This is a genomic window from Microvirga calopogonii (genome assembly GCF_003347665.1).
GTDB classification, from domain to species: domain Bacteria; phylum Pseudomonadota; class Alphaproteobacteria; order Rhizobiales; family Beijerinckiaceae; genus Microvirga; species Microvirga calopogonii.
Map to the genome: position 1 here is coordinate 138,059 of NZ_QDGA01000006.1, position 14,854 is coordinate 152,912.

General features: G+C 59.1%; 11 protein-coding genes and 1 pseudogene. 5 read left to right on the forward strand and 7 right to left on the reverse strand.

Going from position 1 to position 14,854, the window contains the following annotated elements; translation table 11 throughout:
• Positions 1 to 122 precede the first annotated feature (122 nt).
• On the reverse strand, positions 123 to 335 hold the full coding sequence (locus DDF70_RS08675; RefSeq protein WP_114944478.1) for a hypothetical protein: 213 nt from the start codon (positions 333 to 335) through the stop codon (positions 123 to 125).
• Between the two features lie 119 nt (positions 336 to 454).
• The gene (locus tag DDF70_RS36470) at positions 455 to 1,189 is read right to left on the reverse strand and encodes a hypothetical protein (protein WP_162820290.1); all 735 of its coding nucleotides are present in this window, start codon (positions 1,187 to 1,189) and stop codon (positions 455 to 457) included.
• 597 nt (positions 1,190 to 1,786) lie between these two features.
• Between DDF70_RS36470 and DDF70_RS36475 the strand changes: the two genes are divergently transcribed.
• A complete protein-coding gene (locus DDF70_RS36475) occupies positions 1,787 to 2,227 on the forward strand; it encodes a hypothetical protein (protein WP_162820291.1) in 441 nt (146 codons plus the stop codon).
• Positions 2,228 to 2,613: 386 nt separating this feature from the next.
• Here DDF70_RS36475 and DDF70_RS36480 read toward each other — a convergent pair whose 3' ends face one another.
• From DDF70_RS36480 to DDF70_RS08695, 3 genes are all read right to left on the reverse strand, one after another.
• A complete protein-coding gene (locus tag DDF70_RS36480) occupies positions 2,614 to 3,132 on the reverse strand; it encodes a helix-hairpin-helix domain-containing protein (protein WP_162820292.1) in 519 nt (172 codons plus the stop codon).
• A 449-nt stretch (positions 3,133 to 3,581) separates the two neighbouring features.
• On the reverse strand, positions 3,582 to 3,908 hold the full coding sequence (locus DDF70_RS08690) for a hypothetical protein (protein WP_162820293.1): 327 nt from the start codon (positions 3,906 to 3,908) through the stop codon (positions 3,582 to 3,584).
• 203 nt (positions 3,909 to 4,111) lie between these two features.
• On the reverse strand, positions 4,112 to 6,517 hold the full coding sequence (locus DDF70_RS08695; RefSeq protein WP_162820294.1) for an AAA domain-containing protein: 2,406 nt from the start codon (positions 6,515 to 6,517) through the stop codon (positions 4,112 to 4,114).
• 300 nt (positions 6,518 to 6,817) lie between these two features.
• Between DDF70_RS08695 and DDF70_RS37900 the strand changes: the two genes are divergently transcribed.
• From DDF70_RS37900 to DDF70_RS08705, 3 genes and pseudogenes are all read left to right on the forward strand, one after another.
• Positions 6,818 to 7,753, forward strand: coding sequence for a Y-family DNA polymerase (locus tag DDF70_RS37900; RefSeq protein ID WP_245435413.1), 936 nt, complete (start codon positions 6,818 to 6,820; stop codon positions 7,751 to 7,753).
• 39 nt (positions 7,754 to 7,792) lie between these two features.
• Positions 7,793 to 8,230, forward strand: coding sequence for a hypothetical protein (locus tag DDF70_RS37905; RefSeq protein ID WP_245435414.1), 438 nt, complete (start codon positions 7,793 to 7,795; stop codon positions 8,228 to 8,230).
• Positions 8,230 to 11,492 (forward strand): annotated as a pseudogene (locus tag DDF70_RS08705) (error-prone DNA polymerase). The gene DDF70_RS37905 and the pseudogene DDF70_RS08705 overlap by 1 nt, the downstream one beginning before the upstream one ends.
• Before the next feature lie 24 nt (positions 11,493 to 11,516).
• Here DDF70_RS08705 and DDF70_RS08710 read toward each other — a convergent pair.
• Together DDF70_RS08710 and DDF70_RS08715 are read right to left on the reverse strand one after the other, a co-directional pair.
• Positions 11,517 to 13,016, reverse strand: coding sequence for an ABC transporter substrate-binding protein (locus tag DDF70_RS08710; protein ID WP_114944486.1), 1,500 nt, complete (start codon positions 13,014 to 13,016; stop codon positions 11,517 to 11,519).
• A gap of 121 nt (positions 13,017 to 13,137) precedes the next feature.
• Positions 13,138 to 13,653 carry a peptidylprolyl isomerase gene (locus tag DDF70_RS08715; RefSeq protein ID WP_205772410.1) on the reverse strand — a complete coding sequence of 172 codons (516 nt, stop codon included), beginning with the start codon at positions 13,651 to 13,653 and terminating at the stop codon, positions 13,138 to 13,140.
• Between the two features lie 133 nt (positions 13,654 to 13,786).
• On the opposite strand from DDF70_RS08715, the gene DDF70_RS08720 reads away from it, so the two are divergent.
• Positions 13,787 to 14,821, forward strand: coding sequence for an IS630 family transposase (locus DDF70_RS08720; protein ID WP_114944487.1), 1,035 nt, complete (start codon positions 13,787 to 13,789; stop codon positions 14,819 to 14,821).
• Positions 14,822 to 14,854: the final 33 nt, after the last annotated feature.

Here is a 14,854-nt window from a genome sequence, read left to right on the forward strand (position 1 = left end):
GGAACACCGCAAGTATGATTTGCGAATTAGATTGTACTTTAATTGTGCGCTAATTCCAAAGACGATCAAGCCTCTGCCGCGAGCAAGGCTGAAATGTCCTTAATTTTCGGCGCTTTGGTAGGTCAGGAGAGAATTCGCTGCCGCTCAATATGCCAACAGCGGATAGCGAATTTGATCGCCTTTGACGCACCGCCGACATGACAAATGGCTTCGGCGGCTGCGAGGAAGTCGTCCCTGTAAGTTCGGCGTGTGTAGATGGCGGAGTGGGTTTCGGAATGGCTAAAGCCGGCCAGGCTCATTGCCTGTTGCAGCCGCGGAAGAGGCCGATCGATCATGGGAGGTCTCCTGATCCAGATCTTTTGGGGTTTGGTCCTGGTCAATGGATTTCGAGATCACCGGATCAGATTGGTTTTGAAGTTTTCCTGCGTTCATCAGAAAGGGGCGCGGCGCTTTATTAGGATAACACCGCCGCGTCGATTTGAGCCTGCGCATAGTAACGGTAAGCCTCTTCCGTGGGCTCCCGCAGTGTTCTCCGAGCGGCCTCGATCTCATGGCGAACGTGTTTGAGGCTTGCCAGTCCGGTTCTCAGCCGGTTCGTGAGCTGCCGCTGCTCGGAGCGGATATCTTGTTCCACCTTGGCGACGTCTGCAGGGTCGATCGGGAGAGAGGGGGCGTAGATGAAATCCCGTTCGATGGACGTCCGCCATGTGAGTAGGCTTTCAAGGAGGCGGTTGCTTAAGCCAGGAACGGCGTTGAACCGCTTGATATCAATGTCGGCCGCCGTTTCGATGCCATAGGAAGCGAGGAGGGCGTGCCGTTCGACGGTGAGCGCTTCGATCCTGGCTTCAGCGATCCGGAAGCCGTCGAGATAGCGGTTTCTTTGTAGCACCCAGTGATTGTCTTTCAGTTCGTCCAAGCGGCGGCCGCGCAGGGAAGGGAGTTGCTCCCATGCGTCGCGAAGTTCCTGAAGACGGGCTTTCTGGCGCGAGAACTCTTCGGAACTGGCCCTGAGAACCCATTCGGCTTCGGCCGCTTCCCACTTCAGCCTAGCACGCTCTAAGCGGCGCTTGATGGCTGCTTCGTCATCCTCGGTATTGAATACGCTCTGGGTGAGGAAGAATGCGAGAACGCCTGCCGCGATGAACCATCCTGGGTGGACGGCCTCAATCTTCGTCAGGATGCCGATCATGATGAGGCCGAAACCGAAGAGCACTGCCATAAGCTGACCGAGGTTGCCCTTGCGCCGAATGGCGAGCGCGTCTTCGGACGGAGCCGATTCCAGGTCACGCACGTTCGGAGCTTCGCCTGGAGGATCGAGCCTGTCGGCCTCTCTCCAGAGCGTCTCGAAATCGGCGTGCTTTTCGCGTGTGACCTGTTCCGCCGAGAATACGGGTGCTGTCCGGGTGTTTGACGAAAGCCGGCACCATGGGCACCCAGTTCCGCTGGGGTGCCAGTGAGCGGAGTCGATGGGGCAGAGTTTAAGACTCTGGTCGAGACGGCCGAGCGCAGCCATCCACTCGCGAGCAGACGGCCGACCACCCTTAACGGAGGCCTTTCCAAAAGCCCTCTCAAAGAGTGAGGAGAGCTCTGGGCCGACCATCGACAGAGCAGGGGTTCCGGGTGGTTGCTCCATCATGTGGGCACTTCGACGCGAGCTATACGGGAACCGGAATTCAGCAATCGCTCTCGAAATCGGCATATCTCCGTCGCCGAGATACCTTCCTGCGAATGGATGGCGGCCGGCGAAGAGTAAGCGGAATATCAGAACAGCCAGGGCGAAATTGTCATGGTTAACGTCGCGAATAAGCCCACCGAACGGTTTGTCTTGGAGTTCGGGTGCAAGCAACGTCACGTCGGCGGCCTCGCGGATGACCGAGTCGACGAAGTCGATCTGGAAGGCATCACAACCAGTGAGAAGGACCGACCCATCCTGCCCGATCAGAATGTTGGCTGGATTGACGTTCCCGATCAGGCAGCCGGCCCTAGCGACCGCATTGAACGCGCGAGCAACGTTGATCGCCGCCCGGACGAGAAGCTTCCAATCAGCATTAGGGAAGCGGGCCTTCTGCCCCTTTGGGCTCCAGAGGGTCGAAAGGGGAGCCCGGTCCCTGACGAGTGGCATGGTAAAGCCAATGGGCTCATTGCTTCCCTTAGGGTAGAGCAGGGCGGTCGGCCAGACAGCGAACTTCCTGAGCTCATTGCTTTCGACCTGGAGCATTCCTTTTAGCCGGGCGCTGAGGTGAGGATCGGGCCCACCATTGTTCACCTTGGCAGCAAGCCGGGTATCGGCAGGGATGCGATAGATTGCTCCACCTGACGTATGGGATAGAATTTCACCAAGAGGGACGGGAACCCCAGCCTCATCTGTAACCTGGGGAGCGTCGAGGTTAATAGCGCTGATCTCGCCCGTAGGGGGCCGCCGGTCCAGAGGAATGGCAGGAGCAAGATTCATCGGGTGAGGTCCTCATGTGGCGCGGCCGATTTACATTCGGGCGAATGCGAAACGCACGATAGAGGAGCCTCCTGTTAATTGGAATTAACGATTTAAAACAGCGTAAACGCGGACGTGGATACCATCGAACCACGCCTAATTTCGTGCTGTTCCCTTAAGCTCTAAGAGAGAAGCGAGGCTTCAAGGCGCGCCTTTTGGTATCGCCCGAATTCCTGGTTCAGGGTATCGAAGCCCTGAATGCGGACTTTCTGAATCCGGGCAAGTGCTTTCCGAAGGTCCGTGATGCCTGATCTCAGCTGGATCTCGAGATCCTTCGCCTGAGCGGCAATCTCTCCTTTGACCTTGTCGACGTGAGCGGGGAGGAGTGGCTGGGTCGGGTCGAACTCGAATTCGCTCTCGAGCTTTCTGCGCCAGTCGATCAGGCTCTTCGCAATTGCATGGCCAATCCCCTGTATCCGCGACAGGCTCTCTTCGGATTTGATGTCGGCGGCTGTTTTTACCTTTGCATCGTGAAGATTTTTGAGACGGCCGTCTCCAACATTGAATATGTCGGCTCCCTGGACTGGGAAACCGGATAAAAACTGGAGGAGTTGAGCTTCCCATTGGGCGTCTTGGAGGCCTTCCATCTTTTGCTCCTCCAAGGGGGCCAGACTGTTCCACTCGTTCAAGAGGTCGAGCAACTGGAGCCGCTTGACCTCAAATGGTCGGGGCCCTGCGCATTGTTCCCATTCATCCTCGACGCTTTGCCACTCGACCTCCGCTGCGTGGAGGCGGTTCTTGAAGATCGGGAAGTCGCTCGGGATTGCCCGAACGCAACATAGGGCTAGAAGCCCGACGGCTCCGATCACTCCAAGGATCCAGAGCGGAACGGAAGCTCCCCCAGCAATGCTGAGGACTGGCATGGAGACAAACGCCGTCCAACACAGCGCCAGTGCAACCTGGCGTGCATCGAGGAGGCGTCGATAGAAGCGGGCGTGGTCAGATGGATGCGGCGAGCTCGCTTCGGGCTTCGGAGCAGGCCCCGGATGAGGGATCGCCTCGACCTCTTGCCAGAGGGTTTCAAAATTAGCTGTCATGGGAACTCTGGGAGAAAGACGTCGACGTTATTCCGGCGGCTCAGTGTGCTGTCCTAGTGAAGGAAGGTCTGCGCGGACGCGGCATCCTGAACTTCGGCCGCTCCGGCGATTAGCATCACCTCCGATGTTACGAGCGTGCGGAAGCTGACGAGATCTTCGTAGAGAACTCCAGCTTGCAGGAACGCACCTTCCCAAGCAGCGTCATTATTTCCGGCATTCCTGAGCCGGGAAAATATGGATGTTATCTCATCCCGCAACTGCTCAGCCTCGGTTTCTAGAGCGTGCATCTTAGCGCCCATTTCCTCCGCGGCCTCGATCTGATCGTCGATCTCGTCGAGGATCCCGATATGAAGTCCCCAAAGTGTTTCGATCTCGTCCATCAGGATGTCGGATGCGAGTGGAGCCACGTTGAGATCCGTCTCGGGAGGGGAGGTGTTCATCGAATTGTCCTATTTGCGAGCGGTGATCCAAGGTTGGTCCCCTGGTGTGAGGCCGCAACGTTATAATTTCGCATAAGCTTTGTTATGGAACCTGGTGCTGTCAGCAGGAAGATTCCCAGTGCTTTGGCGGCGTGGATCAATACCTAAAATTCAATCTTCACGATCGAAGCCTTGGACATGACCCGGTAGATGCCATCAACCATCTTCTCAGGATCGGCTCGCCACTGGTCGATCGGAATACGGCATAGTTGCCAGCCAGCGTTCTTAATGCGGGCAATGTCCGAAGCCTCTTGCAGCGGCGAATAGAGGCCTGTGATATAGAAGCTGATGAAATACCGTTGTGGATCGTCCTTTTCAAACCCGGCAAGAAAGCGCGGGAACCGGTGAACTGAGTACCGTTCCGACTTAAGGCGCTTTTGCATTAGGCTGAAAACCAACTCGATATCATCTGAAGAGACTTCCTGTGATGAAAGAAGCCTTGGTCGTATCTCGGAGCCACTCTGGAGTTCCCTCCAGTATCTCCTGAAGGCTTCGGCGCCATCGCTATTGGCATTGGCAAGCATTTCCATCTCGAAGGAATGGTAAACGACCGTTCTCCACTTCGAGCGCGTTGCTAGCACGTTTACGCGCTTCGCGGCTCCAGGCTGCGAAAGAACACCCAGATTGGCGACAAATCGTTGCTTGCGGTCTCGGCCATAAGTGGTCGAGACTAGCACGATGTCACGCTCATCGCCTTGGACATTCTCAAGAGCTTTGACGAAGTGCCTCTCGTGCCCGCTACTGCCGGCGAGGTCTACATCGGATAGGCCTTGTCGTTCCAGCGCTTCGGGCAGCAGGGTCAGGATTAAATCGCGCTGATTTTCATTCAGTGTGATGATGCCCACAGAGTGGGGCTTACCCCTCAGTGGGTTTCTGCGACGCGCATTGTTCTCTTTAGCGATCTCCAGTGCCTCCGAAATAAGGGCATTGGCTTCAACGATGTTATCCCCGGCTCCCCCTCGATCGTAGACTGCATTAGGAACGAATTTGAACGTGGATCCAAGTGATCCGTTGCGTAGCGGAGACGGAATGATGTCGAGTTGGCCACCATAGTAATTATTGTTAGAAAATAGGATGAGGCTCTCGTGCTTGGAGCGGTAGTGCTGCTTGAGAAGCCTCGAGGGCATGTTCGAGCCGACGGCGTGATCCAGGAGACTGCGGATCATGGTCGCTGAAACTTGGGTCTGGCCAACCCGTGTGAACAGGTTGCTCGGCGCCATCTGCTGCGAATCACCAATCACGATGATCTGGTCTGCCAACGCCGCAACGACAGCAGAGTGTGCCAGCCTCATCTGAGATGCCTCGTCGACGACGAGTGTATCAAATAGGACTCCAGGAGGGATTTTAAGAGCTGCGACTGCCGGGGTTGCGACAGCGAACTGAGCCTCAGGTCCTAACGGCGATCCTCCCTCAGTCAGAAGGACTGGGCCCGGAATGCCTTGAGCGGTCTTCGGCCAGCGGTCGGAAAGCACTTCCAGTGCGGCGGTTTTCTCGGCGGAGACGAGAACGCGCTTTCCGTCGCTTAGGAGATTGGCGACGATGTTGACGATGGTTTGCGATTTGCCGGTTCCGGGCGGACCCTGGAGAACGAAGGACTCCCCTGCCCTGGCGGCAGTGATGGCCTCGTCCTGACTCAGGTCGGCCTCAACAACGTGCTGGTTTGGCGCATTCAGATCATTTGTCGGTCTCGCCGGACTTAAACCCGCAAGAATGCGAAGCGCACCAACGTCGGACAGGTGCGGCCGGGCGGATATATCTACGGCTCGGTGCATGGCAGCGCTTTTGCCAGCATAGAGGTTGAGATTGACCCGAGGCTTATAGCCGAGGATGGCGATGCCGCCGGGTTTTACCGGCTCGACGGCATGTGCTTTCACGACCAATGCGCGAGATGGCGGCTTGGTCGGATCGATTCCAACCGTGCATCCGAATGAAGCCGCAAAAAGCGGAAAGGTCTCGTTCGGCTCAAGCGGCCCGGCTTGCGTGATCGTGAGATCATTCGCGACCGTAACCGCCATGGTAAACAACGGAGCGGTCCGTTTCGTCCCGTCGGCGTCCTTCCACTCAATTACGCCGAGGGCTAGCCGCCGGGTCTCGATGCCTTGTTCGCTGGCGATGATCTCCGCATCGGCGATCAAAGATATAATCGAGCGGCGAAGTTCTGCGGCTGACCGCTGAGAGTCCTGGGCGAGTGGGAGAATGTCAGACCCGATCTTAGTTGCAGCTTCAGGTTGGGCGAGAAACTCAACCAAGACGTCAGGGTCGACCGCGAAGTCAATTGAACGCCCACGGGAGCTTGCGGAAGGGAGCGAAATCATCTTGTTCCGAAGCCCCAAATCGGTCAGGGCTCGGTATGCATCCGTGATGAAATCCACGACGGGATCTGGGGAAGAGACGAGTTCTGCCTGCTGCATCGAGGTGTACTGTCCTGGCATTTTGATTTCTGAAATCAGAAATGATTTGCGTAATTTCTGCCTTTTATAACAGACAGCGCGGCAGTTGGCACGGGCCAAGGCTGGTTCGAGTGGCCACCGGTCAAGGAGTGAAGAAATCATGGATGATCCCGATTTGTTCACGCTATTCACAGGGCTAGCTTCCCCCTGAGGGGATCCTATTCCTCGCTTCCGACGTTCGCCTTATGTTCCGCGAAGCTGGAGTGCATCGGCGGCAAGCGTCGATCCTCCTGACAGGATTATTTTGTCTGAAGGTTGGCGCAGGGGGTTCGAATGAGGCGGATGGTGTCCGTGTATCTTCCGACCTGGTCAACGGATCGGGTCAGGCGGCATGGCGGCCCTCCCCCTGACGAGCCTTTGGTGACGGCGATCTCCGTAGGATCTGCCCGGCGGATCGGGTGCGCCTGTTCAAAGGCATTGGAGCTGGGGCTTGGCCCTGGCCTTCCGATTGCCCAGGCGCAAGCCCGTGTTCCAAATCTTCATGTCGTTGAGGCGAAGCCGGAGGAGGACAGAGCGGCTTTAGGGCGGTTGGCGCGATGGGCCATCGCCTATTCTCCGGTTGTTGCCCTTGATCCGCCCGACGGGCTTTGGATCGACATTGCCGGTGTGGCGCATCTCTTTGGCAGCGAGGAGAAGCTTCTTGAGCACCTGTTAGGCCGCCTGACCAGCCAGGGGATCAACGCGAAGGCTGCTATCGCCGATGCTCCGGGGACTGCATGGGCAGTAGCCCGCTTCCGTGGCGGGGGCATCATCCCCGTTGGCCGCAGCGTCGAGGCGGTCGCAACGCTTCCGGTGGCGGCCCTCCGGATTCCGCCTCAGACGGTGGCCACGATGCAGAAGCTTGGTGTCGACCGCGTGGGTCAGCTTGCGGCCATGCCTCGGGCGCCGATGGTCCGGCGGTTTGGGAAGGATGTAGCCCTCCGGCTCGACCAGGCGCTGGGTCATGCCTTTGAGCCGATCAATCCACTGATCCCAGAGGAGACGGTTCTGGCCACCTGTGCATTTGCGGAGCCGATTGGCCGGCTGGAACATCTCCAGCAGGTGGTCAGGCACTTGGCCGAGGACCTGTGCGGACAGCTTGTTAAGCGCGGTCAGGGTGTGCGGCGACTGGATCTGATCCTGCGCCGCGTCGACCAAAAGGGTGCATCCCTGAGGGTCGGCACGGCTAAAGCAACACGGGAGCACGGCCATCTCGCAAAGCTGTTCGATGAGCGGCTGGAAACAATCGATCCAGGCTTCGGTATCGAGGAGATGGTTCTCGTTGCGAGCAAGGTCGAGCCGTTTGCCGAAATCTAAGCTGAGGCCAGAGGCATCGACAGGGCTGAAACGCAGGATGTGGATATCAGCCGTCTTGTCGACAGGCTCAGCGCGAAAGTCGGAAGCGCCCGCGTCTACCGACTGGCGCCGGTTCAGACCCTTGTACCGGAGCGGATGATAAAGCGGATATCCCCTCTTGCTCCGCCCACTGGGGAGGTCTGGTCCGAAAACCTGCCTCGGCCCGCCCGCCTGCTTGATCCACCGGAGCGTGTTGTAGCGACAGCGCTTGTCCCCGATCACCCCCCTGCCCTCATCGTTTGGCGCAAGGTCCGTCATAAGGTGATCAACGCCGATGGGCCGGAACGCATCGCACCAGAATGGTGGGCCGGAGACAAGGACGGTCCATCGCGGGACTACTACCGCATTGAAACCGACCAGGGTGGCCGGTTCTGGATCTTTCGTGATGCTCCGATGGCCGAAGGCGGCCGATGGTGGATGCATGGGTTCTTCGGCTGATGTACGCCGAATTGCAGGTGACCACCCATTTCAGCTTTCTGCGCGGCGCTTCCAGTCCAGCGGAACTCTTCGAGCAGGCAAAGCTCCTTGGGATAGAGGCGCTCGGCATCGTCGACCGCAATTCGCTTGCTGGCATCGTCCGCGCTTATGAGGCCTCACGGGAAACGGGTGTGCGCCTGATCGTAGGCTGCCGTCTCGACCTGACGGACGGCACCTCGCTGCTCGTGTACCCGACGGACCGCGCCGCCTATTCGCGCCTTTGCAGGCTGCTGAGTGTCGGCAAGAGCCGTGGCGGCAAGGGCAAGTGCTTCCTGACCTGGGACGATGTGGTTGCCTGGAACGAAGGCCTTCTGGCCATTCTCCTTGGAGATGACGCTGATGACACGCTCAGGGCGAACCTGACGCGGGTGAAGGCGACCTTCGGCGATCGCGCCTATATGGCTCTGATCCGCCGTTTCGCGCCCAATGAGAACTTGCGCCTGTATTATGTCGAGCAGGCGGCCCAGGCGGCGAAGGTGCCGACGGTTGCCATGGGCGATGTCCTTTACCATCACCCATCCCGCCGGCGGCTGCAGGATGTGGTCTCCTGCATTCGCCAGCGCTGCACAATCGACGAAGCCGGGTTCCGGCTGGATCGCCATGCCGACCGTTTCCTCAAGGATCCGGCGGAGATGGAGCGCCTCTTCGAGCGCCACCCTGAAGCGTTCCGCCGTGTCGGTGACATTGTGGAACGCTGCACATTCTCACTGGATGAGCTGCGGTATCAGTACCCGTCTGAAACGGATCCCGGCGAGACAGCCCAGGATAAACTCGAGCGGCTGACCTAGGAGGGAGCAGCCAAGCGCTATCCGGACGGCGTTCCCGATGTGGTCGCAGCAACCTGCCGCCACGAGCTCCACCTGATCGAGGAACTGGGGTACGCCCCCTACTTCCTCACGGTCCCTGCCATCGTGAGCTTCGCGAAGTCCCGCGGCATCTTGTGTCAAGGGCGCGGCTCGGCCGCAAACTCCGCCGTCTGCTACGTTCTCGGCATCACCTCCATCAATCCGACCGAGCACGATCTCCTCTTTGAACGTTTCGTGTCCCAGGAGCGCCGTGAACCGCCGGACATCGACGTGGATTTCGAGCATGAGCGCCGGGAAGAGGTGATCCAGTGGATCTATGACACCTATGGCCGGCATCGGGCGGCTTTGACAGGGGTCGTGATTACCTATCGCGCCCGGGGTGCCGTGCGTGAAGTCGGCAAGGTCTTGGGTGTGCCTGAGGATGTGACGGCAGGCCTGTCCGGTCTTGTCTGGGGCTGGGGCTGGGGCAACGATGGCGTGACCGAGAAGGAGGCACAGGAACTCAACCTCAATCTGAACGACCCGCGGCTTCGGATGACCCTCGAACTGGCCTCGGAACTGATAGGAGCCCCACGTCACCTGTCCCAGCACCCGGGCGGCTTTGTCCTCACCCAGGAACGTCTTGTGATCTGGTGCCGATTGAGCCGGCCGCGATGGAAAACCGCCAGGTGATCGAATGGGACAAGAACGACATCGATACTCTCAAGTTCATGAAGGTCGATGTGCTGGGACTAGGGATGCTCGGCTGCATGCGCCGTGCCTTTGACCTCCTGCGGGAGCACAAGCAGGTTGAGCACGATCTGTCGTCGATCCCGCTGGATGATCAAAAGACCTATGAGATGATTCAGAGGGCGGACACGGTTGGTGTGTTCCAGATCGAGAGCCGCGCCCAGATGGCGATGCTGCCCCGGATCAAGCCGGCGAACTTCTATGACATCGTCATTCAGGTGGCGATCGTTCGCCCTGGCCCTATCCAGGGCGACATGGTGCATCCATACTTGCGTCGGCGGGAAGGCCGCGAAAAACCGGAATACCCTCGGCCGGAATTGCAGCGGGTGTTGGAAAAAACCCTTGGCGTTCCCCTGTTTCAGGAACAGGCCATGCGGGTTGCCATTGAATGCGCCGGATTCACCCCTTCCGAGGCTGATCAGCTTCGGCGAGCGATGGCGACGTTCAAGCTGACGGCCGGCGTGACCAAGTTTCGGGATAAGCTGGTCCAGGGAATGATTGCCCGCGGCTATGACGGGGAATTCGCCGAACGGACTTTCAAGCAACTCGAAGGCTTTGGCTCTTACGGATTCCCGGAGAGCCATGCAGCGTCTTTTGCCAAGATCGCCTATGCCTCCTCATGGATGAAAAGGCACCATCCAGACGTGTTTTGCTGCGCGATTTTGAATGCGCAGCCGATGGGCTTCTACGCTCCGGCGCAACTGGTCCGGGACGCAAAGGCCCATGGGGTCGAGATCCGGCCCATCGATGTGAACCACTCCCGGTGGGATTGCACTCTGGAGCCGACGCGGAACCGCTACCGCTTTGCCGTTCGGTTGGGTCTTCGCCTGGTGCACGGCTTGGCCAATGCCAATGGCGGCATGATCCCGATCGCACGAAGCGACACACCGTATACATCCATCGAAGAGCTGTGGCGCCGGGCGGAAATCCCGGTGACGGCCCTTGAGCGCTTGGCCGAGGCGGATGCCTTTGGCTCCCTTGGCGTCAACCGGCGCGATGCGCTCTGGACGATCCGTGGCCTCTCTGATGAGGTCATGCCGCTGTTCGCGGCTGCCGATGAACGGGATAGGATTATCCGGTCGGAGAGCATTGAGCCGGTCGTGGAACTCACGCCGATGACCGAAGGGCGGGAAGTGGTGGAGGATTACCGCTCGAAGGGACTGACGCTGCGTCAGCACCCCCTCGCCTTCCTGCGCGGCGAGTTGCGCGAGCGCCGGATCCATAGTTTCGCGACACTGCGGCGGGTCCGGGACGGACAGCGCTTGACGATTGCCGGCATGGTGCTGGTGCGCCAGAAGCCCGGCTCAGCCAAAGGCGTGATGTTCATGACGATCGAGGATGAAACCGACGTGGCGAACATCATCGTCTGGCCATCCCTCTTTGAGCAGCAACGCCGTCTGATCCTCTCATCCGGGATGATCGGCGTGCGCGGGCGTTTCCAGCGTGAGGGCGGCGTGACCCACCTGATCGCTGAGCATCTCATCGATTTGTCGGACCTGTTGCGCAGTGTTGGTGACCGGGATGATCCGTTCAGCATGCGCTACGGACGTGGCGATGAGTCCAAAATTGGCACTCGTGACCGTCTGCGTGAGGGGCCACGGGAGGTTGTCACGGCCCCGGAGGCTGAACTGCTTAAGCCGCCAGTGGGGTTGCCCAACATCAAGGTCGCGACACGAGACTTCAGATAAGGAGGTCTGAGAAAGTCACGAAACCTATTGGGCTGGGTGAACGCCACGAAGTCGGATCATGCCGTCGGGATACGGCTTGAAGTCCGCCACGCGGTTCGACACCGCGTAAATCAGAGGCGAATAATAGGTGTAGATGATCGGCAGCTCGCTCTGTAGGATTCCTTGAGCTTGGTTGTAGAGACTCTTACGAGCCTCGACATCCGGTGTGATCCGCGCCTCGTTCAGCAGTCGGTCTACTTCCGGATTGCAGTACTTGGAGTCATTCTGCGTTCCCTTGCAGGTCACAAACTGGTGAATATTGCCATCGGGGTCAATCCGACCTGACCAGCCGCTCAAAGAAGCCTGGAAGTTCCCTTTCTGCATCTCCGCGAGCATGGCTGAAAACTCCATCGGGCGGAGGCTGATCTTAAATCCGGCCTCTCCTGCCATTGCCTGGATCATCTCAGCCAACGAAGCTGTTATGGTCGTATTGCCAAATGATAGCTCGAAGGCGACTTCAGGCTGCTTGGCTTCGGCCAACAGAGCCTTGGCCCTCGCCACATCACGGGTCGTGACCTGATACTGCTTGTCATAGTAGGGACTGGCTGGCGGGAACGGCTGCTGTGCAGGATTATAGAGACCATGACCAATCACTTCATTGATGACGTCACGATCAATGGCCGCCTGGAAGGCCTGCCGCACGAGCTTGTCTTTGCCCAGAGGACCTTCGGCTCCACGACCAGCTCCCACGTTGATCACGATATTCTGGAATCCAAGTCCTGACAGAACTAGGAACTTCAAGCTCTTGTCGGCTTTCACGGCCTCGGCATCAGAGGGATTCAGACGTTCAACAAGTTCCAGATCGCCGGCCCGAAGATTGGCGAGGCGCACAGTTGTATCCGGGATCGGGCGGAAGATTACCCGATCATACTGATAATCCTTAGCGTCCCGATAACCTGCGAATTTTTCCAGTACGATCCTGTCGTTCTGAACACGTTCCACGAAACGGTACGGCCCGGAGCAGACAGGCTTGCGGCCGACATCCTCGCTGTTGAAGGTCGCAGGGGAGAGCATCATGCCTGCGCGGTCGCTCAACTGTGCCAACAGCGTCGCGTCCGGCTGCTTCAGGTGCAGCACGACAGTTGAGGGATCGATGACCTCCACACGGTCAATGGATCCCAACTCCCCCTTGCGCTGGCTATCGGGCAAAGTCAGCGCGCGGTCGAGGTTTGCTTTGACAGCCGCCGCATCGAACTTTGTTCCATCATGAAACTGAACGTCGGTGCGCAACTTGAACGTCAGTGTCTTGTTGTCGGGGCTCCATGACCAGGAGCTTGCAAGCTGGGGGGTGATCTCCAGCTTGTCCGTGACGTCGACAAGCTTGTCACAAAGCGACGTGAAAACCATTCGCCCGACGGTGGTCCGGGCACGATGAGGATCAAGGACATCTGCATCTTCTTGCACGCCAATCCTGAAATCGGCTGCAAGGACTACCTGGCTTGTGAGCAACCCGAGTGCTAGGACGGCTAAGAATCCGCTGCGCATCATCACTACTCCATCGCCCTCTTCTACAAATTTATCAGTCCCGTTGGGCCTCAGCCTTGTTCGAGACCACACTTCGATGCAGTTCCGGGTTAAAGTCAATGCAGATCTAGAAGATCTGGCCTCATACTCGTGCCACGGAATCGATCGGAATCGGATCGGACAACTGATCGGTTGCGTCCTCGGCCTGAGCGAAAATCTTGCGGACCACGTCCATCCCCTCAACGATTTGCCCGAAAGCGGCGAAGCCCTGTCCGTCCGGGTTGCGATGCCCGCCAAAGTCGAGTTCGGGCTGGTCCCCGATGCAAATGAAGAATGCAGATCCAGCAGTTCCCGGCGCAAGGCGCGCCATTGACAAGGTTCCATCAAGGTGACGCAGCCCTGTTGCGGCCGTCGGCTCATGAGCGATCGGTGGGAGAGGATCGGTCTCTCGTGCGGCCGGTGTAAGGCCGAACTGGACCACCTCTATCTTTGCTGGGACCGTGTCAGGCTGATTGGCAAGGGTGACGATGCGGTAGATTGACGAGTTAGCGAGAAGTCCATTGTCGACACGGTTGAGGAGATTGGCTGTGGAGATAGGTGCTTCCTTCTCAAACAACTGAGCTACAAATCGGCCGTACCTTGTGTCGAAAGCGACCATGGGGTTACCCGCTGACGGTGTCGTATGAGCCATCTCCGACCTTTCCCTTAGGATCTTGCATGCAATGCCAAACACTTATTGATCCGGCCCTCATTATCTTGAAGGAGGCCGAGATCGGTCCAGATTGATCGGCATGAAGCACGTGGACATGCGCAAGCTGCCGGCGGCGGCGCAAGAGGAGCGCCGGCGTCAAGTGATTGGGCTGCGGGAGCGCGGGCTGACTTACCGGGCGATCGCGGCTCAGGTTGGGCTGTCGCCAACCGGGGTGTTCGACATCTGCCAGCGGTTCGCGACGGAGGGCGCACAGGGGCTGGTGAGCCAGCCGCGCGGGCGCAAGCCGGATGAGCAGCGGCTGCTGAATGCGGCCCAGGAGGCCGAGGTTCGGCGCCTGATCTGCCGGCACACCCCGGACGAACTGGACCTGCCGTTTGCCTTGTGGAGCCGGGAAGCGGTGGGCGCGGTGATCGCGCAGCGCTGCGGGGTCGTGCTCGCCGTGCGGACTGTGGGCAAATACTTGGCGCGCTGGGGCTTCACGGCGCAGAAGCCGTTGCGGCGTGCTTACGAACAGAACCCGGCCGCAGTGCGGCGCTGGCTGCGGCGAGAGTATCCGGCGATCGTCGCGGCGGCCCGGCAGGCGCGCGGCACCATCTTCTGGGGCGATGAAACCGGCCTGCGCGCGGACGACGTGCGCGGCCGCGGCTATGCCCCTCGGGGCCGGACGCCGGTGGTCCGGGTCTGGTACCGGCGTGCTGGACTGAGCCTGATCGCGGCGGTAAGCAATCGCGGCGCAGTGCGCTGGATGATTGTCGACGCGGCGGTGAACGCCGCAACCTTGATCCGTTTCCTGCACCGCCTGATCCGCGATGCTAAGCGCAAGGTGTTCCTGATCCTGGACCGGCTGCAGGTGCACCGGGCCGCCCAGGTTCGCGATTGGCTCAGCGCGCATCGGGCGAAGATCGAGGTCTTCTATCTGCCCGCCTATAGCCCGGAGCTGAATCCGGAGGAGGGCCTGAACGCCGACCTGAAGCAGGTTGTCACCCGCAAGGCGCCCGCGCGCAGCAAACAGCAGCTCAAGCGGGCAACCGTCAGCTACATGCGTAGGCTGTCCAAATTGCCTGCCCGCGTCAGAAGCTACTTTCGCCACAAACCAGTCCGCTACGCCGCATGATGAACATCAAGACAATGAGGGCCGGATCAATAA

Excerpts from the sequence above, each read along its gene's own strand:
- DDF70_RS08710 (WP_114944486.1), bottom strand. The coding sequence starts at position 13,016 with ATGCGCAGCGGATTCTTAGCCGTCCTAGCACTCGGGTTGCTCACAAGC.
- DDF70_RS36475 (WP_162820291.1), top strand. The coding sequence starts at position 1,787 with ATGGTTAACGTCGCGAATAAGCCCACCGAACGGTTTGTCTTGGAGTTC.
- DDF70_RS08720 (WP_114944487.1), top strand. The coding sequence starts at position 13,787 with ATGAAGCACGTGGACATGCGCAAGCTGCCGGCGGCGGCGCAAGAGGAG.
- DDF70_RS36470 (WP_162820290.1), bottom strand. The coding sequence starts at position 1,189 with ATGATCGGCATCCTGACGAAGATTGAGGCCGTCCACCCAGGATGGTTC.
- DDF70_RS08675 (WP_114944478.1), bottom strand. The coding sequence starts at position 335 with ATGATCGATCGGCCTCTTCCGCGGCTGCAACAGGCAATGAGCCTGGCC.
- DDF70_RS08715 (WP_205772410.1), bottom strand. The coding sequence starts at position 13,653 with ATGGTCGCTTTCGACACAAGGTACGGCCGATTTGTAGCTCAGTTGTTT.
- DDF70_RS08690 (WP_162820293.1), bottom strand. The coding sequence starts at position 3,908 with ATGGACGAGATCGAAACACTTTGGGGACTTCATATCGGGATCCTCGAC.